18 protein-coding genes are annotated in these 17,185 nt (G+C 72.3%); 13 read left to right on the top strand and 5 right to left on the bottom strand.

Going from position 1 to position 17,185, the window contains the following annotated elements:
* Position 1: 1 nt before the first annotated feature.
* From OG247_RS11965 to OG247_RS11955, 3 genes are read right to left on the bottom strand one after another with little or no spacing between them, the layout of a single operon-like run.
* Positions 2-754, bottom strand: coding sequence for a CoA-transferase subunit beta (locus OG247_RS11965; protein WP_327252220.1), 753 nt, complete (start codon positions 752-754; stop codon positions 2-4).
* Positions 751-1,602: a CoA transferase subunit A gene (locus OG247_RS11960; RefSeq protein ID WP_327252219.1), complete on the bottom strand. Its 852-nt coding sequence runs from the start codon at positions 1,600-1,602 to the stop codon at positions 751-753. The genes OG247_RS11965 and OG247_RS11960 overlap by 4 nt, the downstream gene beginning before the upstream one ends.
* Complete coding sequence (locus OG247_RS11955) at positions 1,599-2,378, bottom strand: enoyl-CoA hydratase family protein (protein ID WP_327252218.1); 780 nt, start codon at positions 2,376-2,378, stop codon at positions 1,599-1,601. The genes OG247_RS11960 and OG247_RS11955 overlap by 4 nt, the downstream gene beginning before the upstream one ends.
* Before the next feature lie 56 nt (positions 2,379-2,434).
* Between OG247_RS11955 and OG247_RS11950 the strand changes: the two genes are divergently transcribed.
* Both OG247_RS11950 and OG247_RS11945 read left to right on the top strand, forming a co-directional pair.
* The gene (locus OG247_RS11950) at positions 2,435-3,199 is read left to right on the top strand and encodes an SDR family oxidoreductase (protein WP_327252217.1); all 765 of its coding nucleotides are present in this window, start codon (positions 2,435-2,437) and stop codon (positions 3,197-3,199) included.
* Position 3,200: 1 nt separating this feature from the next.
* The gene (locus tag OG247_RS11945; protein ID WP_327252216.1) at positions 3,201-4,109 is read left to right on the top strand and encodes an SDR family oxidoreductase; all 909 of its coding nucleotides are present in this window, start codon (positions 3,201-3,203) and stop codon (positions 4,107-4,109) included.
* A gap of 154 nt (positions 4,110-4,263) precedes the next feature.
* On the opposite strand, the gene OG247_RS11940 is transcribed toward OG247_RS11945, so the two are convergent.
* Positions 4,264-4,881, bottom strand: coding sequence for a hypothetical protein (locus OG247_RS11940; protein WP_327252215.1), 618 nt, complete (start codon positions 4,879-4,881; stop codon positions 4,264-4,266).
* A gap of 244 nt (positions 4,882-5,125) precedes the next feature.
* On the opposite strand from OG247_RS11940, the gene OG247_RS11935 reads away from it, so the two are divergent.
* The 6 genes from OG247_RS11935 to OG247_RS11910 are packed head-to-tail and all read left to right on the top strand — an operon-like array spanning position 5,126 to position 10,467.
* On the top strand, positions 5,126-5,908 hold the full coding sequence (locus tag OG247_RS11935; RefSeq protein WP_327252214.1) for a 2-keto-4-pentenoate hydratase: 783 nt from the start codon (positions 5,126-5,128) through the stop codon (positions 5,906-5,908).
* Position 5,909: 1 nt separating this feature from the next.
* Entirely contained in the window at positions 5,910-6,851 is a 942-nt protein-coding gene (locus tag OG247_RS11930; RefSeq protein WP_442813259.1) for an acetaldehyde dehydrogenase (acetylating), read from the top strand.
* Positions 6,848-7,885 carry a 4-hydroxy-2-oxovalerate aldolase gene (gene dmpG / locus OG247_RS11925; protein WP_327252213.1) on the top strand — a complete coding sequence of 346 codons (1,038 nt, stop codon included), beginning with the start codon at positions 6,848-6,850 and terminating at the stop codon, positions 7,883-7,885. Before OG247_RS11930 ends, dmpG begins: the two co-directional genes overlap by 4 nt.
* 50 nt (positions 7,886-7,935) lie before the next feature.
* Positions 7,936-9,090 (top strand): Rieske 2Fe-2S domain-containing protein, encoded by a 1,155-nt coding sequence (locus OG247_RS11920; RefSeq protein ID WP_327252212.1) that lies wholly within the window; start codon positions 7,936-7,938, stop codon positions 9,088-9,090.
* Positions 9,090-9,320, top strand: coding sequence for a hypothetical protein (locus OG247_RS11915; protein ID WP_327252211.1), 231 nt, complete (start codon positions 9,090-9,092; stop codon positions 9,318-9,320). The genes OG247_RS11920 and OG247_RS11915 overlap by 1 nt, the downstream gene beginning before the upstream one ends.
* Entirely contained in the window at positions 9,313-10,467 is a 1,155-nt protein-coding gene (locus OG247_RS11910) for a ferredoxin--NADP reductase (protein ID WP_327252210.1), read from the top strand. Before OG247_RS11915 ends, OG247_RS11910 begins: the two co-directional genes overlap by 8 nt.
* Positions 10,468-10,637: 170 nt before the next feature.
* On the opposite strand, the gene OG247_RS11905 is transcribed toward OG247_RS11910, so the two are convergent.
* Positions 10,638-11,519, bottom strand: coding sequence for an IclR family transcriptional regulator (locus OG247_RS11905; protein WP_327252209.1), 882 nt, complete (start codon positions 11,517-11,519; stop codon positions 10,638-10,640).
* A gap of 286 nt (positions 11,520-11,805) precedes the next feature.
* Between OG247_RS11905 and hsaA the strand changes: the two genes are divergently transcribed.
* From hsaA to OG247_RS11880, 5 genes are all read left to right on the top strand, one after another.
* Positions 11,806-12,975 (top strand): 3-hydroxy-9,10-secoandrosta-1,3,5(10)-triene-9,17-dione monooxygenase oxygenase subunit, encoded by a 1,170-nt coding sequence (gene hsaA, locus OG247_RS11900; protein WP_327252208.1) that lies wholly within the window; start codon positions 11,806-11,808, stop codon positions 12,973-12,975.
* 163 nt (positions 12,976-13,138) lie between these two features.
* Entirely contained in the window at positions 13,139-14,014 is an 876-nt protein-coding gene (gene hsaD / locus OG247_RS11895) for a 4,5:9,10-diseco-3-hydroxy-5,9,17-trioxoandrosta-1(10),2-diene-4-oate hydrolase (protein WP_327252207.1), read from the top strand.
* A gap of 80 nt (positions 14,015-14,094) precedes the next feature.
* The gene (locus OG247_RS11890; protein ID WP_327252206.1) at positions 14,095-15,000 is read left to right on the top strand and encodes a VOC family protein; all 906 of its coding nucleotides are present in this window, start codon (positions 14,095-14,097) and stop codon (positions 14,998-15,000) included.
* The gene (locus OG247_RS11885; RefSeq protein ID WP_327252205.1) at positions 14,988-15,497 is read left to right on the top strand and encodes a flavin reductase family protein; all 510 of its coding nucleotides are present in this window, start codon (positions 14,988-14,990) and stop codon (positions 15,495-15,497) included. Before OG247_RS11890 ends, OG247_RS11885 begins: the two co-directional genes overlap by 13 nt.
* A complete protein-coding gene (locus OG247_RS11880) occupies positions 15,494-17,173 on the top strand; it encodes an FAD-dependent oxidoreductase (RefSeq protein ID WP_327252204.1) in 1,680 nt (559 codons plus the stop codon). The genes OG247_RS11885 and OG247_RS11880 overlap by 4 nt, the downstream gene beginning before the upstream one ends.
* Positions 17,174-17,185 lie beyond the last annotated feature (12 nt).

The raw sequence follows: 17,185 nt of genomic DNA, 5'->3' as shown, positions 1-17,185 counted from the left end.
CTCAGACCCGCACTTCGCGGTCGCGCAGGCCCTTGGGGTCGATGACCTCGCGGATCAGCCGCAGCTCCTCGGGCGTCGGCTCCCGCGTGTACGGGACCTCCTCGGGGAGGTCCAGCTCGAAGCCGGTGGCCGCCCGCACCTGCTCCACCGTGACCCCGGGGTGCAGGGAGACCAGGCGCATCGCGTGGCCGGGGCCGGTGAAGTCGAAGACGCCGAGATCGCTGACCACCCGGGGGAGCCGGTGGAAGCGGGTCACCCCGGCCGCCTCGGCACGGTCGTAGCCCACACCGCTCACCATGTCGACGCGCTCGACGAACACCCGGGTGGAGTGCTTGGGGATCCAGTAGCTCACCGGATTGTTCAGGGTGTTCACCGGGGCGCCACGCACCCCGAGGAGCTGGCGGGCGGGCTGCTCCCAGTCCCCGATGCAGGAGATGTTCTGGTTGCCGAACCGGTCGATCTGGCTGGCGCCCATCATCACGTGCCGGCGGCCGCCGGTGACCATCGTCAGGTGACGGCGGTACGGGAGCCAGCCCTCGGCCGAGCCGTCGAGCCCGACCAGCATGGCTTCGCCGTCGGTCAGCAGCAGGTCGGGGGAGAAGGTCCGCTTCGCCAGCCGGGCCCCGAAGGAGGGCACCAGGCCCATCGGGCTGGCCAGCACCTCGCCGTTGTCCCGCCAGGCCTCGGCGCAGGCGATCACGCAGTACTCGGCGCGGGTCACCGCGGCTGTGGTCGTCGTGGAGGGCGTGCTCACTTCTGCTCCTCGTGCCAGGCCTGGACGGCGGACTGGTAGGCGTGCTCGCTGCCGCCGGAGAGGAAGCGCTCGGCGAACTCGGGCCAGGGGGTGGTCGCGTACAGCTTCTGGAAGGCCTCGTCGCGGTCGTAGTCGGGGGCGCAGGAGGTGAAGTGCGCGCCGTTCGGGGTCTCCACGACCCCGGTCACCGAGTGCCGGCTGACGAGCAGGGACTGCGGCGGCCCGGACTTGGCGAGCTCCGCGGTCTCCACGAGCTGCTCGCAGGAGACGTAGGCGGCGTCGGCGGCCTCGCAGAAGAGGTCGTCGAAGTACGGGTCGGGGCCCAGGTACTGGGCGTTGCCGAGCCGGTCGGCCCGGTTGAGGTGGACCAGGGCGGCGTCCATGCGCAGGGCGGGGACCGCCACGAACTCCTCCCCGTCGGCGTACGGGGAGGTGACGGTGCGCAGCTCGGGGTTGACGCGCATGACGTCGGAGCCGAGGCCGGCGCGGACCGGGAGGAAGGGCATCCGGTTGGCGGCCGCGTGCAGGCCCCACATGAACATGGCCTCGTCGAGCTCGGTGAGGGCGAAGGCGCGGCTCTCGCGGGCGGCCCGATAGTGCGGCTCCAGCGGGATGGAGTCGAGGGTGACGAAGGGGGTGACCAGTTTGCGGATCCGGCCGGCCGCGGCGAGCAGGCCGACGTCGGGGCCGCCGTACGAGATCACGGTGAGATCGGTGATCTCGGAGCGGAGCAGGGCGCGCACCAGGGCCATGGGCTTGCGCCGCGAACCCCAGCCGCCGATGCCGACGGTCATTCCGCTGCTGAGGCGGCCGACGGCCTCTTCGGGGGTCATGCTCTTGTCGGTCATGCCGATTCCGCCCTTGCTTCGGTGCTTCCGGAGGGGCCGCCGCCGCCGAAGGTGTCGCGGACCCGGTCGGCCACGCCGCTGAGGTTGGCCTCGAAGGTGAAGCCCTGCTCGAAGCGGTAGCTGCGGCGCACGTCCACGGGGTCGATGCCGTTGATGGCCGCCTTGGCGAGCCGGATGAGGTACCCGTCCTTCTTCGCGATCTCGGCGGCCAGCTCCAGGGCGGCCGCCCGCAGTTCGCCCGGCGGGACCACCTTCCACACCGAGCCGTGCGCGTGCAGTTCCGCGGCGGTGGCGGTGCGCGAGGTGTAGTACAGGGTCCGCATGAGGTGCTGCGGGACGAGCCGGGCCAGGTGGGTGGCGGCCCCGAGGGCGCCCCGGTCCAGCTCCGGCAGCCCGAAGGTCGCGTCCTCGGAGGCGACGATGGCGTCGGCGTTGCCGACCAGGCCGATCCCGCCGCCGAGGCAGAAGCCGTTCACGGCCGCCACGACCGGCACCTCGCACTCGTAGACGGCGGCGAAGGCCTCGTAGCAGCCCCGGTTGGCGCCGATGAGCGAGGCGTGGCCGGTGTCGCGCTGCATCTCCTTGATGTCGACGCCGGCGTTGAAACCGCGGCCCTCGGCGGCCAGGACCACGCACCGGACCTCCGGGTCGCGGCCCGCCGCGCGCAGGGCGTCGGCCAGGTCGTACCAGCCCTGCACGGGCAGCGCGTTGACCGGCGGGTAGTCGACTGTGACGAGTGCGATGCCCTTGTCGGGGCTTGAGGTGGAGACACCCATGAGCGGATCAGCTACCTTTCCACCAAACATTTGTTAGGTGAGGAAGGTAGCAGCCGATGGAGCTCAACGGGAGGGTTGTCGTCGTCACCGGCGGAACCCGGGGCGTCGGCGCCGGGATCGCGCGGTCGTTCCTCGCGGCGGGCGCCGAGGTCGTCGTCTGCGCGCGCCGGCCGCCGGAGGAACCGGTCGCGGCGAAGGGCCGTGCGGCGGTCTTCACCGCCCTGGACCTGCGCGATCCGGCCGCCGTGCAGGAATTCTTCGGATCGGTCGCCGCGCGCCACGGGCGCCTCGACTGCCTGGTGAACAACGCCGGCGGAACCCCGTACCGCCTGCTGGGGGAGGGCGAAGCCGAGCGCCACGCACGGGTCGTCGAGCTCAACCTCATCGCCCCGATGGCCGCCTCGGTCGCCGCGTACCCCTGGCTCCGGGAGACCCGGGGCTCGATCGTGATGATCGGCAGCGTCAGCGGGACCCGGCCCTCGCCGGGCACGGCGGCCTACGGGGCGGCGAAGGCGGGACTGGAGAACCTGGCCCGCTCCATGGCCGTCGAATGGGCCCCCGAGGTACGGGTCAACTCGCTGGTCCTGGGCATGGTGCGGACCGAGCTGTCCCACCTGCACTACGGCGACGAGAGCGGGATCGCGGCGGTCGGCGCGACCGTACCGCTGGGGCGGCTGGCGGAGCCCTCGGACGTGGGCGAGGCCGCCGTCTTCCTGGCCTCCGACCGGGCGGGGTACGTGAGCGGGGCGAGCCTGCTCGTGCACGGGGGCGGCGAGCGACCGGCCTTTCTGGATGCGGCAACTGCGAACAAGGAGAGCTGACATGGGACTTGCCGAAGGCCGTGTGGTCATCGTGACGGGCGCCGGACGGGGGCTGGGCCGGGCCCACGCGCTGGCCTTCGCCGAAGAAGGGGCCCGGGTCGTGGTGAACGACCTCGGCGTCGGCCTGGACGGGCTGCCGGGGCCGGAGAGTCCGGCGGCGCTGGTCGTCGCCGAGATCCGGGCCATGGGCGGGGAGGCGGTGGCGCACGGCGGCGACATCGCGACGGCACAAGGCGCGGCGTCACTGGTCGAGACGGCCGTCTCGACCTTCGGAAGACTGGACACCCTCGTCAACAACGCGGGGTTCCTGCGCGACCGGATGCTGGTGAACCTGGAGGAGGACGACTGGGACGCCGTGATGCGGGTCCACCTGAAGGGGCACTTCCTGCCGCTCAAGCACGCGGCGGCCTACTGGCGGGCCGAGGCGAAGGAGGGCCGGCAGGTCGCCGCCCGGGTCGTCAACACCTCCTCGGGGGCGGGGCTGCTCGGGTCCGTGGGCCAGGGCAACTACAGCGCGGCCAAGGCCGGGATCCTCGGGCTGACCCTGGTGTCCGCCGCGGAGATGGGCCGCTACGGGGTCCAGGTCAACGCGATCGCCCCCGCGGCACGGACCCGGATGACGGAGCAGACCTTCTCGGACACCATGGCCGCCCCGGAAGCCGGGGCCTTCGACGCGATGGCCCCGGAGAACGTGTCCCCGCTGGTGGTGTGGCTCGGCTCCGACGCCTCCGCCGGGGTCACGGGCCGCGTCTTCGAGACGGAGGGCGGCCGCATCACGGTCATGGAGGGCTGGCGGCCCGGCCCCACGGCCGACTGCGGAGCGCGATGGACTCCGTCGGAGGCGGGGGAGGCGACGACGAAGCTCCTCGCCCAGTCGGAGCCGCCGCAGCCGGTGTACGGGGCGCGCTGACGCTGGGGGCTGGGCTGGGCTGGGCTGGGCTGGTCCGGGTCCGGGTCCGGGTCCGGGCTCGGGCTCGGGCTCGGGGTCACGTCCGGGGGCCGGCCCCCGCTCCGTGCCGGCCGCGGCTGCGGGGCGGGCAAGGTGCGGAGCGGGGGCCGTAGCCTCAGCCGGTGACGGGCTTCGGGTCCGGGGAGGGCTTCGGCGTGGGGGCCGCCGGGACCACCACGAAGGCGTATTCGTGTTCCGCGCCCGCGTGACCGCAGACGCCGTCCTTCCCGGCGTACCGGCTGACCTCGAAGGCGGAGCCGTCACCGGCCTTCGACCGGCGGTCGGCCCGCACCCGCATCTTCACGTCGGAGCGGGCGCCGGGCTTCAGGGCCCCGGCGACGATGGCGAACTCCGCCACGCTCGTGGGCATCGGCCGCCACTTCCTCGCGGCCTTGTCGTACCACTGCTGCGTGATCTTGATGTGCGGGGAGCCGCCCCCCCCCAGCCACGCGGTGGTGTCCACGTTCGCGCCGATCGCCGTCAGCGGGACCGCGGAGATGTTGACCGTGCGGAACGTGAACGTGGACCAGGTTCCCGCGACGAGCCGGTTCGGGAACCCCACCAGCTCGGTGGAGGCCCGCGCGGTCTGCGTCCAGGCCGTGCAGGAGGCGAAGGGGTCGGCGGGCGGCGTCGTCGTCGTGGTCGGTCGGGCGGCGGCAGGAGCCGCGCCGAGCAGGGCGGGCGCCACGACGGTCGTCACGGCAAGGGTCGCCAGGATGCGGCGAAGGTTCATGGAGTTCTCTTTGCTGCTGTTCCGTTGATGCTCCGGGTGGTGTGCCGCCCGGGCCCGTGCGCGGTGGCGCATGTGTGAGCCGCAGTTAAGACCCCCAAACCGCTCCCGAGGTTGCCCCGAGCACCCGGATTTCCTTCCGGACGGACCTTTCCCGGTGGCCGGGAAAACGCCCTCCCGGCGCCGGATGCGGGCCGTCTAGCCTCGCCGCACCGAACCCGCCCCCACCGCACGCAAGGACCCGCACATGCTCTCGGACCGCCACCGGCTCCACGTCGCGCAGCAGCTGCGATCCGCCGAGCACGCGCGGACGCCCGTCGCACCGCTCGGCGCCCGCTTCCCCGGCATCGACACCGAGGACGCCTACGAGATCCAGCTCCTGAACATCCGTCACCGCATCGAGGCCGGCGACCGCGTCACCGGGCACAAGGTCGGGCTGTCGTCCCCCGTCATGCAGGCCATGATGGGCGTCGACGAACCCGACTACGGGCACCTGCTGCACTCCATGGAGCTGTACGAGAACACCCCGGTCCCCGCCGCCGCGTACTGCGCGCCCCGCGTCGAGGTCGAGGTCGGCTTCGTGCTCGGCGACGACCTCCCCGGCGCGGGCTGCACCGTCGCCGACGTCCTGGCCGCCACCGAGCGGGTCGTCCCGGCCTTGGAGCTCATCGACAGCCGGATCGCCGACTGGCGGATCACCATCGCCGACACCATCGCCGACAACGCCTCCTCCGCCGGATACGTCATCGGCGAGGGCCGCGACCCGCGCGAGCTGGACCTGAAGGCCGTCGACGCCACCCTGACCAGCGGATCCGACACCCTGGCGAGCGGCCGCAGCGACGCCGTGCTCGGGGATCCGGCCGCCTCCGTCGCCTGGCTGGCCCGCACCGTCGCCCGCTTCGGGGTCCACCTCCGCAAGGGCCACCTGATCCTGCCCGGGTCCTGCACCCGCGCCGTGGACGTGGTCGCCGGGCGGACGTACACCGCCGACTTCACCGGGCTCGGCCCGGTGTCCCTCTCCTTCTCCTGAGGTGATCACGATCAGCACGCACACGCACACGCACACGAACGCGAAGGCGTCTGCGAAAGCGACCGCCGCCATCGTCGGCTCCGGGAACATCGGAACCGACCTGCTCTACAAGCTCCTGCGCTCCCCGCACATAGAACCCCGCTGGATGATCGGCGTGGACCCCGCCAGCGAGGGCCTGGCCCGCGCCCGCCGCTCCGGACTCGAAGCCTCCCACGAGGGAGTGGACTGGCTGCTGGCCCAGGACGAGCTGCCGGACCTGGTCTTCGAGGCCACCTCCGCCCACGTGCACCGCGCCAACGCTCCGCGCTACGCCGAACTCGGCATCAAGGCCGTCGACCTGACCCCCGCCGCCGTCGGCCCCGCCGTCGTCCCGCCCGCGAATCTGACCGCCCACCTCGACCGGGCCAACGTCAACATGATCACTTGCGGCGGCCAGGCCACCATCCCCATGGTGTACGCCGTCTCCCGCGTGGTCCCCGTCGCCTACGCGGAGATCGTCGCCTCGGTCGCCTCCGTCTCGGCCGGCCCCGGCACGCGCGCCAACATCGACGAGTTCACCCGTACCACCTCCCGGGGCATCGAGGAGATCGGCGGCGCCGCCCGCGGCAAGGCCATCATCATCCTCAACCCCGCCGACCCTCCTGTGATCATGCGCGACACCGTCTTCTGCGCGATCCCGGCCGACGCCGACCGCGAGGCCATCGCGGCCTCCGTCAAACAGGTCGCCGAGGACGTGGCCTCGTACGTACCCGGCTACCGGCTGCGCACCGAGCCGCAGTTCGACGACCCCTCCCCGCTGAACGGGGGCATGGCCCGGGTCGCGATCTTCCTGGAGGTGGAGGGCGCCGGCGACTACCTGCCGCCCTACGCCGGAAACCTGGACATCATGACCGCCGCCGCCACCAAGGTCGGCGAGGAGTTCGCGAAGGGGCTGCGGAAGTGACCACCTACTCGACCCACTCGGACGCCCTCGACATCCGGATCACCGACTCCTCCCTGCGTGACGGCTCGCACGCCAAGCGCCACCAGTTCACGGGCGAGGACGTACGGTCGATCGTCTCCGCCCTCGACGGCGCGGGCGTCCCCGTCATCGAGGTCACGCACGGCGACGGACTCGGCGGGTCCTCCTTCAACTACGGCTTCTCGAAGACCCCCGAGCAGGAACTCATCAAGATCGCCGCCGACACGGCGCAGAACGCGAAGATCGCCTTCCTGATGCTTCCGGGCCTGGGCGTCAAGGACGACATCCGCGCCGCCCACGGCAACGGCGGACGGATCTGCCGGATCGCCACCCACTGCACCGAGGCGGACATCTCCGTCCAGCACTTCGGGCTCGCCCGCGAGATGGGCCTGGAGACCGTCGGCTTCCTGATGATGGCCCACTCCACCACCCCCGAGAACCTGGCCCGCCAGGCCCGGATCATGGCCGACGCCGGCTGCCAGTGCGTGTACGTGGTCGACTCCGCGGGCGCCATGGTCATGGACGAGGTCACCGACCGGGTCGCGGCGCTCGTCGCCGAGCTGGGCCCCGACGCCCAGGTCGGCTTCCACGGCCACGAGAACCTCGGCCTGGGCGTGGGCAATTCGGTCGCCGCCGTCCGTGCGGGCGCGCTCCAGATCGACGGTTCCACCCGGCGCCTCGGGGCGGGCGCCGGGAACACGCCCGTCGAGGCCTTCGCCGCCGTCTGCCGGAAGATGGGCATCCGGACCGGCATCGACGTCCTGAAGATCATCGACGCGGCCGAGGACGTGGTCCGCCCCGTCATGGACGACGAGTGCACCCTCGACCGCATGGCCCTGCTCATGGGCCACGCCGGCGTCTACTCCAGCTTCCTCAAGCACGCCTACCGCCAGGCCGAGCGCTACGGGGTCTCCGGCGCGCAGATCCTCCTGCGCGCGGGCGAACGCCGCCTCGTCGGCGGCCAGGAGGACCAGCTCATCGACATCGCGATCGAGCTCGCCGCCGAAGCCCGCTAGTCACCCCCATCCCAGCGCAGCACACCCACAACGAAGTGGAGGGCCACCCCGTGACCGCAATTGAAGAGGCGCCCCGCGTCATCGAAGCCGCCGCCGTACCCGCGAGGTTCGCCCGCGGCTGGCACTGCCTCGGCCTCGCCGCCGCCTTCCGGGACGGAACCCCGCACGAGGTCGAGGCCTTCGGCACGAAACTCGTCGTATTCCAAGGGCAGTCGGCGACGGGAGGGGCGAGCGGCGAGCTGAGCGTCCTCAACGCCCACTGCCCCCACATGGGCGGCAACCTCGCCCACGGCACCGTCAAGGGCGACACCATCGCCTGCCCCTTCCACGACTGGCGCTGGTCCGGAGACGGCCGTTGCGCCGCCATCCCCTACGCCCGCCGCGTCCCGCCCCGCGCCAGGACCCGCGCCTGGACCACGCTGGAGCAGAGCGGCCAGCTCTACGTCTGGCACGACCCGGAGGGCAACCCGCCGCCGCCCGAGGTCACGATCCCCGTCATCGAGGGCGTCGGCGACCCCGAGTGGAGCGACTGGAGCTGGAACTCCCTGCGCGTGGAGAACTCCAACTGCCGCGAGATCGTCGACAACGTCGTCGACATGGCGCACTTCTACTACGTGCACTACGCCTTCCCGCACTACTTCAAGAACGTCTTCGACGGTCACGTCGCCACCCAGTACATGGAGTCCACCCCGCGCGGCGACGTGGACCTCGGCACCCTGTCCACCGGTGGCGGCCTGCGCTCGGACGCCTCGTACTACGGCCCCTCCTACATGATCGACAAGCTGTGGAGCGACATCGGCGGCGGCGTCGAACTCGAATCGGTCCTCATCAACTGCCATTACCCGATCGACGAGAACAGCTTCATGCTCATGTACGGGACCATCGTCAGGAAGCTCCCCGGAATGAGCGACGAACAGGCCGCCGAAGCCGCCCGCCTCACCTCCGAGGGCCTCGCCGTCGGCTTCGAGCAGGACGTCGAGATCTGGAAGAACAAGACCCGCATCGACAACCCCCTCCTCACCGAGGAGGACGGCCCCGTCTACCAGCTCCGCCGCTGGTACGAGCAGTTCTACGTGGACGCCGCCGACGTCAAGGACGAGATGGTCCGCCGCTTCGAGTTCGAGATCGACACCGCCCGCGCCACCGCCGCCTGGAAGGCCGAGGTCGCCGAGAACCTCGCCCGCCGCACGGCCGGGACCCCGTGATGACCCCCGTGGTGTGCGGGGAGTGCGGCACGCAGGTGCTCTGTGAGAAGTTCAGCCCCGCCCACACCCAGGTCCAGTGGGCCGACGAGGCCGTCGCGGTGTGCCCGCGCATCGCCTCGCAGGCCGGGACGGGCCGCCCCAGCGGCCGCGTCCGCTCCTGCGAGGCCCTGCGCGCGGGCATCGAGGCCGCCGTCCTGGCGGGCCGCCTGGAGGTGCCGGCCGATGTCTGACACCGACAGCCGTACGAAGTCCCGCGCCGCGGGAGTCCGGAGCCCGGCCCCGGCTGCCGCCCGGGGCGGAGCCGGCGGCAGGCTGCCGGCCCGCGTCACGGACCGGATCCAGGAGACCCCGGAGGCGGTCTCCCTCGTACTCGACGCGGAACTCCCGTACAAGCCCGGGCAGTTCCTGACCGTCCGGATTCCCTCGCCGAGCGGCGCGGGCAGCACGGCCCGCTGTTACTCCCTGGCCGGGTCCCCGCACGCAGGGGACCCGCTGCGCATCACCGTCAAACGGGTGCCCGGCGGCGTCGGCTCCGGCTGGCTGTGCCAGGACGTGCGCATCGGCGACGAGCTGGAGATCCTGCCCCCCGCCGGCACCTTCACCCTGACCGACCTCGACCGGGACCTGCTGCTCGTGGCGGGGGGCAGTGGCATCACCCCGGTGCTCTCCCTCGCGAAGTCGGCGCTCGTGGCCGGCCGGGGCCACGTCGCCCTGGTGTACGCCAACCGCGACCCCGCCTCGGTGATCTTCCGCGACGAGCTGTGGGGGCTCGCCGAGGAACACCCCGGGCGGCTCACCGTCGTGCACTGGCTGGAGACCCTCCAGGGACTGCCGACCGCCCCGCAGCTGGGCCCGCTCGTGGCCCCGTACGCGACCCGCGAGACCTACCTGTGCGGACCCGTTCCGCTGATGGACGCGGCGGAGACGGCGGTTCGCTCCGGGGGCGGACGGGGGCGGGCGATCCACCGCGAGCGGTACTTCTCGCTGAGCGGCGACGTCTTCACCGGCCCGGCTCCGGCCTCCGGTCCGGCTCCCGCCTCGGGTCAGGTTCCCGCCTCCGGTCCGGCTCCCGCCACCGTCGCCGCCCCGGCCGCGGGGGACGGCGCCACCGCCGAGGTGGAGTTCGAGGGGAGCGTGCACACCGTGGACTGGCCCGCCGGGACCCCGCTGCTGGACGTCCTGCTCGCCGCAGGCGTCTGCGCTCCGTACTCCTGCCGCGAAGGCGCCTGCAGTGCCTGCTGCTGCCGGGTGCTGGAGGGCGAGGTCACGATGGTCCGCAACGATGTCCTGGCCCCCGAGGACCTGGCCGACGGCTACGTCCTGGCCTGCCAGGCCCTGCCGCTCGGCGACCGCGTCCGTATCAGCTACGACGGCTGAACGGCCCCGCCGGCCCCGCCGGCCCCGCCGGCCCCGCCGGCCCCGCCGGCCCCGCCGGCCCCGCCGGCCCCGCCGGCCCCGCCGGCCCCGCCGGACGACCGCGGGCCCGGCCCCCTGGCGAGGGGTCGGGCCCGAAGTCGTTCACTCGTGCGTGGGGATACCACTACCCACTACATCCACTCGCTGAACCGCAGCCATCCCATCATGTTGTCCATCGCCTGCGCGGAGACCGCCGGCTCCAGGTCCCGCGCCGGCGCGGCCGCAGCCCGCCCCGGCCGGCCCGGCCCGTACAGCTCCCGCCACACCGACCGCGCGCAGGCCAGTACCGCCGGCGCGAGGCGGGCCGTCTCCCGGTCGCCCCGGCAGGAGGACACCGACACGGCGGCCACGGCCCGCCCGGCGCCCCGCAGCGGCGCGGCCACGCAGGAGATGCCCCGGAAGCTCTCCTCCCGGTCGAAGGCCACCCCGCGCTCGCGGACCGCCGCCAGCTCCGAACGCAGCGCGAGCGGCCGGATCAGGGTGCGCGCGGTGCGCGGGCGCAGCCCCTGCGCGAGGACGTGTTCCACCGCGGCGGGATCACTGAACGCGAGGATCGCCTTCCCGGCGGCCGTGCAGTACGCCGGCATCCGGCCGCCGACCCGCGAGGGCACCGTGGTGGCCTCCGAACCGCCGATCCGCTCCAGGCACACCACCTCGGCCCCGTCGAGCACCGACAGGTGCACCACCCGGCCCGTCTGCTCGTGCAGCGCGTGCAGCAGCGGCAGCGCGGCCCGGCGCAGCCGGTTGTGGTGGGAGGCGAGCGCGCCCAGTTCCAGCATGCGCATGCCCATGCGGTAGTCCCGGCCCTCGCGGTCCAGCCAGCGCAACCGCACCAGCTGGTCGAGGATCCGGTGGGCGGAAGAACGTGGGATTCCGGAGCGGCGTACGACCTCGGTGAGCGACAGCCGCGGCTGTGGACCCTCGAAGGCACCCAGCACCTTCGCGGCCTTCTCCAGCAGCGAAAGCGGTGCGAGCTCGGTCTCCGCGACCTGCTCCATGAACTGGTCCAGCACGAGAAAACCCCCTGCGTGAGGCGTTGGGGCGACCCTGCCACGCGCGCCCGGCCGGAGGGAAGCACCCGGAGGGCTCTATTTCATTCAGTAATACTTCAAGTAGTCGCTTCGAGGAGTCGCGAGGAGTCGCGAGGAGTTCCGAGGAGTTCCGAGGAGTTCCGAGGAGCTTCCCGCTCAGCGGGAACAGCTCGTTCCGCGCCCCGCACCACCCGGCGTACGTTCCTCGCCATCGATCCGGAAACCGATCCCGAACACCCGAAGATCCTTGATCTGAGAAGGGGACACCATGAGTGACGAAGAGGTCCTCGCAGCGGTCCGCGCCCTCGCCCCCGCCCTGCGCGAGCGCAGCGCAGAGGCCGAAACCCTGCGCAAAGTCCCCGAGGCGAGCATCAAGGAACTCGCCGACACCGGCTTCTTCCGGCTGCTCCAGCCCAAGGCCCACGGCGGGCACGCCGCCGACCCCGCCCTCTTCTACGCCGCCGTCAAGGACATAGCCAAGGCCTGCGGCTCCACCGGCTGGGTCGCCTCCGTCGTCGGCGTCCACCCCTGGCACGTCGCCCTCTACGACCCCCGCGCCCAGGAAGAGGTCTGGGGCCAGGACCGCGACACGCGGATCTGCTCCTCCTACGCCCCCACCGGCAAGGTCACCCCCGTCGACGGAGGCTTCACCCTCAGCGGCCGCTGGCACTTCTCCTCCGGCTGCGACCACACCGACTGGGCCCTGCTCGGCGGACTGGTCACCGACGCCGAAGGCCGCCCCGTCGACATGCGGACCTTCCTGATCCCGCGCTCCCAGTACCGCATCGACGAGGTCTGGGACACCGTCGGACTGCGCGGCTCCGGCTCCAACGACATCGTCGTCGAAGAGGTGTTCGTCCCCGAACACCGCGCCCTCAGCTTCGGCCCCGTCACCGCCCTCCAGGTGCCCGGCCACCGCCTCAACCCCGAGCCGCTCTACCGGCTCCCCTACGCCTCCGTCTTCACCACCACCATCTCCACCCCCATCGTCGGCATCGCCGAAGGCGCCTACGAGGACTACGTCACCGCGACCCGCGAACGCTTCCGCATCTCCTACGGCCAGCAGGTCGCCGAAGACCCCTTCGCCCAGGTCCGCATCGCCCGCGCCGCCAGCGACATCGACGCCTCATGGCTCCAGCTCCGGCGCAACATCTCCGAGCTCTACGCCCTCGCCGAACGCGGCGAGGAACTCCCCACGCCGCTGCGCACCCGGGCCCGCCGCGACCAGGTCCTCGCCACCGAGCGCTGTGTCGCCGCCGTCGACCTCCTCATGGAGAACGCGGGCGGCAGCGCCATGCGCACCGGCCCCAACCCCGTCCAGCGCGCCTGGCGCGACGTCCACACCGGCCGCGGCCACGCCGCCAACGACCCGGAGCGGGCCCTGGTCCTCTTTGGCCAGGGCGCACTCGGGCTCGATATCCAGGACACGATGCTTTGAATCCTCCCCCTCCGAAGACGGGGATTCCTAGCTCACGCTGCCTGGTGGACCAGCGGCCCATCAGGTCTTCCACGATCAACGCCAGCCGGGTTGAAACCAGCCCGGATAGTAGTTATGTGAAAGGAGGACGTGCGTGCTTGGTTCTCGCGACGCAATGTCCACAATGCGCGCTACTGGTCCGGGCGGGGGCCCGTACACGTTTCACAACACCTCCCGCACCGCCAAGGCCGGCGCCCTGAGCCTGCACTACCACGAGGCCGGCCCGCTCGACGCGCCCGTCGTGATCATGCTGCACGGCGGTGGGCCCGGCGCCTCCGGCTGGTCCAACTTCGGCGGCAACCTGCCCCACTTCGCCGCACGCTTCCGCACCCTGCTCGTCGACCAGCCCTGCTACGGCCGCTCCGACAAGCCGGAACCCGACCGCGACTACTTCGGCTTCAGCGCGAACGCCGTCCTCGCCCTCATGGACGAACTCGGCATCGAGCGGGCGCACTTCATCGGCAACTCCCTCGGCGGAGGCACCGCCACCCGGCTCGTCCTGGACCACCCCGAACGGGTCGGCAAGCTCCTGCTCATGGGCCCCGGCGGGATCTCGCTGAACCTCTTCTCCGCCGACCCCACCGAAGGCATCAAGCGGCTCTTCGAGTTCAGCCTGGCGCCCGAACCCACCCGCGAGCAGATGCGGACCTTCCTCACCACCCTCGCCCACGACCCGGCGATCGTCACCGACGCCCTCGTCGAGGAGCGCTACGCCCAGGCCACCGACCCCGAAGCCAGGCTCGGCAACGCCCGCATGGGCGCCTCCTTCGCCAAGTGGCCCGAGGCCGCGATGCTCTGGCGCGAAGCGCACCGCATCAGCCGCCCCGTCCTGCTGACCTGGGGCCGCGAGGACCGCGTCAACCCGGTCGACGGCGCCTTCCTCGCTCTGAAGACCATCCCGGACGCCCGCCTGCACGTCTTCCCGCACTGCGGGCACTGGGCGCAGACCGAGGCCGCCGACGAGTTCAACCGCCTCGCCACCGACTTCTTCCTCCACTGATCCCGGCGCCGATCCCGGCGCCGATCCCGGCACTGATCCCGGCACTGATCCCCGCACCGATCCCACCGAGGAGTTCCCTCATGGACATCCGCGCACTCGGCTACCTCCGCATCGAGACCGCCGACCTCGCCGCCTGGCGCACCTACGTCCTCGACATCCTCGGCATGGCCGAAGCCGCAGGCACCACGGACACCCGGCTCAACATCCGCATCGACGACCGCACCCACCGCTTCCAGTTCGTCGCCGGCGCCCAGGACCGGCTGCTCGCCGCCGGCTTCGAAGTGGCGGGCGCCCGCGCCCTGCAAGACGCCGCCGCCGAACTGGAGAGCGCCGGACACCCCGTCAAGCAGGGCGACGCCGAGACCCTCGCCGACCGCCGCGTCCAGGGCCTCATCCACTGCGAGGACCCCAGCGGCAACCCCCTGGAGATCTACTGGGGCCAGGCCCAGGACCACACCCCGCTCGCAGCCCGGTACGGCAACCGGTTCGTCACCGGCGGCCGCGAGGGCGGCCTCGGCCTCGGCCACGTCGTCCTGCCCGCCGCCGACACCGAGGCCACCCTCGACTTCTACGAGAACCTCCTCGGCTTCCAGCTGCGCGACTCGATGCGGCTGCCCCCGGTCGCCGTCCCCACCGGCAAGCCCGGCCGGGACTTCTACTGGATGCACTTCCTCAGCCCCAACCGCCGCCACCACAGCCTCGGCCTCTACCCCGGCTCGCTGCCGCCCGGCATCGTCCACTTCATGGTCGAGCTGGAGACCCTCGACGACGTCGGCTACTGCCTCGACCGCATGAACAAGGCGGGCATCCCCATCGCCTCCACCCTCGGCCGGCACTCCAACGACCACATGGTCTCCTTCTACGCCCAGGCCCCCGGCGGCTTCCAGGTCGAGTACGGATGGGACGGCCTGCTCGTCGACCCCGCCACCTGGACCGCGAAGGAGATCACCGCGGACAGCTTCTGGGGCCACCAGTGGAACGGCTGACCGGCCCCGCCGCCGGCACGGTCGACCCGGCTCTGTTCCGCGAGGTCCTCGGCGCCTTCGCCTCCGGCATCACCGTCGTCGCGGCCGTCGCGGACGACGGCCGCCCGGCCGGGCTGGCCTGCCAGTCCTTCGCCTCCCTCTCCCTCGACCCGCCGCTGGTCCTGCTCTGCGTGGGCAAGGGCTCCTCCAGCTGGCCCAAGGTGCGGGCCGCCGGCCGCTTCGGCGTCAGCATCCTCGCCGAGGAGCAGCGCGCCGTGTGCGAGGCACTCGGCCGCCGCGGCGAGGACAAGTTCGCGGACGTCGACTGGGAACTGTCCGCCCACGGAGCCGTCCGCGTCACCGGCGCCCTCGCCACCGTCGACTGCGCCCTCGAAGAGGTCCACGAGGCGGGCGACCACTACCTCGTCACCGCCCGGGTCCTCGAACTGGACGCCCGCGACGGCGGATCACCCCTCCTCTACTACCGCAGCGACTACGCCACGGGAGCCTTCGGATGACAACCGGGCACACCACCGAGCACACCACCGAGCACGCCTACGACGTGGTGGTCGTCGGCTCCGGCGCCGCCGGATTCGCCGCCGCCGTCACCGCCCGACTGCGCGGCCTGAGCGTCCTCGTGGTGGAGAAGACCGACACCTACGGGGGTTCCACCGCCCTGTCCGGCGGCGCGATCTGGGTCCCCGGCAACTTCCACCTCGACCGCGCCGGCCTCGCCGACACCCCCGAGAAGGCCCGCGCCTACCTCGACGCCACCGTCGGCGACCGGGTCCCGGCCGCGCGCAAGGACGCGTACCTCAGCCACGGGCCGCGCATGGTCCGGGAGTTCCACGACCGCACCGAGATCCGCTTCATGTACACCCCCGGCTACTCGGACTACTTCCCCGAGGCCCAGGGCGGCATGGCACAGGGCCGCTCCATCGAGCCGTGCATCGTCGACCTCAAGCGGCTCGGCGCGCTCGGCGCCACCATGCGCCGGGCCGGACTGCCCACGTACGGGCTGACCATGACCTCGTACGACTTCCGCTTCCTGAACATGGTCAGCCGGACCTGGGCGGGCAAGAAGACCTCCGTCAAGGTCGGCCTGCGGGCCGTCAAGGCCCTGGCCACCGGCCGCAAACTGCTCTCCCTCGGCGAGGCGCTCGTCGCCCGCATGCGCCTCTCCCTGGACGCGCTCGGCGGCGAACTGTGGCTGTCGGCGCCCCTGACCGCCCTGGTCACGGACCGGGCCGGCCGGGTGACGGGCGTACGGGTCCTGCGCGCCGGGCGCGAGGCGACCGTAGCGGCGCGGGGCGGGGTGGTGCTGGCCTCGGGCGGGTTCTCGCACGACCAGGCACTGCGCGAGAAACACCTGCCCGCGCCCACCTCCACCGTCTGGACGCACGCCTCGGAGGGCCAGACCGGAGACGCCCTGAAGCTCGGTGAGGAACTGGGGGCCGCCACCGATCTGCTGGACAAGGTGTGGGGCGCGCCGTCGGTGTGCCCGCCGGGGGAGAAGCCCTTCTTCCTCGTCGCTGACCGGGGCATCCCCGGCATGGTCATCGTCAACGAGGCGGGGGAGCGCTACGCCAACGAGGCCCTGCCGTACCACGCGTTCGTGGACCGGATGTACGCCGCCGACCGGCCCGACGCCAGGACGGTGCCGTCCTGGCTGATCCTGGACGCCCGCTCCAAGGCCCGGTACATCTTCGCCGGACTCTTCCCCGGGCAGCCCTTCCCCAAGAAGTGGCTGGAGAGCGGCTTCCTGAAGAAGGCCGACACCGTGGAGGAACTGGCCCGGCAGATCTCCGCGCCCGACCTGCCCGCCGCGATCAGCCGCTTCAACTCCTTCGCCGAGGTGGGCACCGACAAGGATCACGGGCGGGGCGAGAGCGTCTACGACCGCTACTACGGCGACCCGACGCTGCCCAACCCGAACCTGGCGCCGATCGACAGGGGCCCCTTCTACGCCGTCCCCGTGCACCCGGGGGACATCGGCACCAAGGGCGGCCTCGTCACGGACACCGACGGCCGGGTGCTGCGCGAGGACTCCACGCCGATCCCGGGGCTCTACGCCTCCGGCAACTGCTCGGCGGCGGTGATGGGGGAGACCTACCCCGGGCCGGGCGCCACGATCGGGCCGGCGATGGCCTTCGGCTGGGCCGCCGTCAACGCGATCGCCGCCGGGCTGGACTAGGCCTCGCGCCCC

Source organism: Streptomyces sp. NBC_01244 (assembly GCF_035987325.1).
Lineage (GTDB): Bacteria > Actinomycetota > Actinomycetes > Streptomycetales > Streptomycetaceae > Streptomyces.
The sequence above is the reverse complement of the archived record's forward strand: the minus strand, read 5'-3'. Positions and strand labels throughout refer to the sequence as shown.

Excerpts from the sequence above, each read along its gene's own strand:
- OG247_RS11880 (WP_327252204.1), top strand. The coding sequence starts at position 15,494 with ATGACAACCGGGCACACCACCGAGCACACCACCGAGCACGCCTACGAC.
- OG247_RS11955 (WP_327252218.1), bottom strand. The coding sequence starts at position 2,378 with ATGGGTGTCTCCACCTCAAGCCCCGACAAGGGCATCGCACTCGTCACA.
- hsaA (WP_327252208.1), top strand. The coding sequence starts at position 11,806 with ATGAGTGACGAAGAGGTCCTCGCAGCGGTCCGCGCCCTCGCCCCCGCC.
- OG247_RS11890 (WP_327252206.1), top strand. The coding sequence starts at position 14,095 with ATGGACATCCGCGCACTCGGCTACCTCCGCATCGAGACCGCCGACCTC.
- hsaD (WP_327252207.1), top strand. The coding sequence starts at position 13,139 with ATGCGCGCTACTGGTCCGGGCGGGGGCCCGTACACGTTTCACAACACC.
- OG247_RS11950 (WP_327252217.1), top strand. The coding sequence starts at position 2,435 with ATGGAGCTCAACGGGAGGGTTGTCGTCGTCACCGGCGGAACCCGGGGC.
- OG247_RS11940 (WP_327252215.1), bottom strand. The coding sequence starts at position 4,881 with ATGAACCTTCGCCGCATCCTGGCGACCCTTGCCGTGACGACCGTCGTG.
- OG247_RS11935 (WP_327252214.1), top strand. The coding sequence starts at position 5,126 with ATGCTCTCGGACCGCCACCGGCTCCACGTCGCGCAGCAGCTGCGATCC.
- OG247_RS11915 (WP_327252211.1), top strand. The coding sequence starts at position 9,090 with ATGACCCCCGTGGTGTGCGGGGAGTGCGGCACGCAGGTGCTCTGTGAG.
- OG247_RS11945 (WP_327252216.1), top strand. The coding sequence starts at position 3,201 with ATGGGACTTGCCGAAGGCCGTGTGGTCATCGTGACGGGCGCCGGACGG.
- OG247_RS11910 (WP_327252210.1), top strand. The coding sequence starts at position 9,313 with ATGTCTGACACCGACAGCCGTACGAAGTCCCGCGCCGCGGGAGTCCGG.
- OG247_RS11960 (WP_327252219.1), bottom strand. The coding sequence starts at position 1,602 with ATGACCGACAAGAGCATGACCCCCGAAGAGGCCGTCGGCCGCCTCAGC.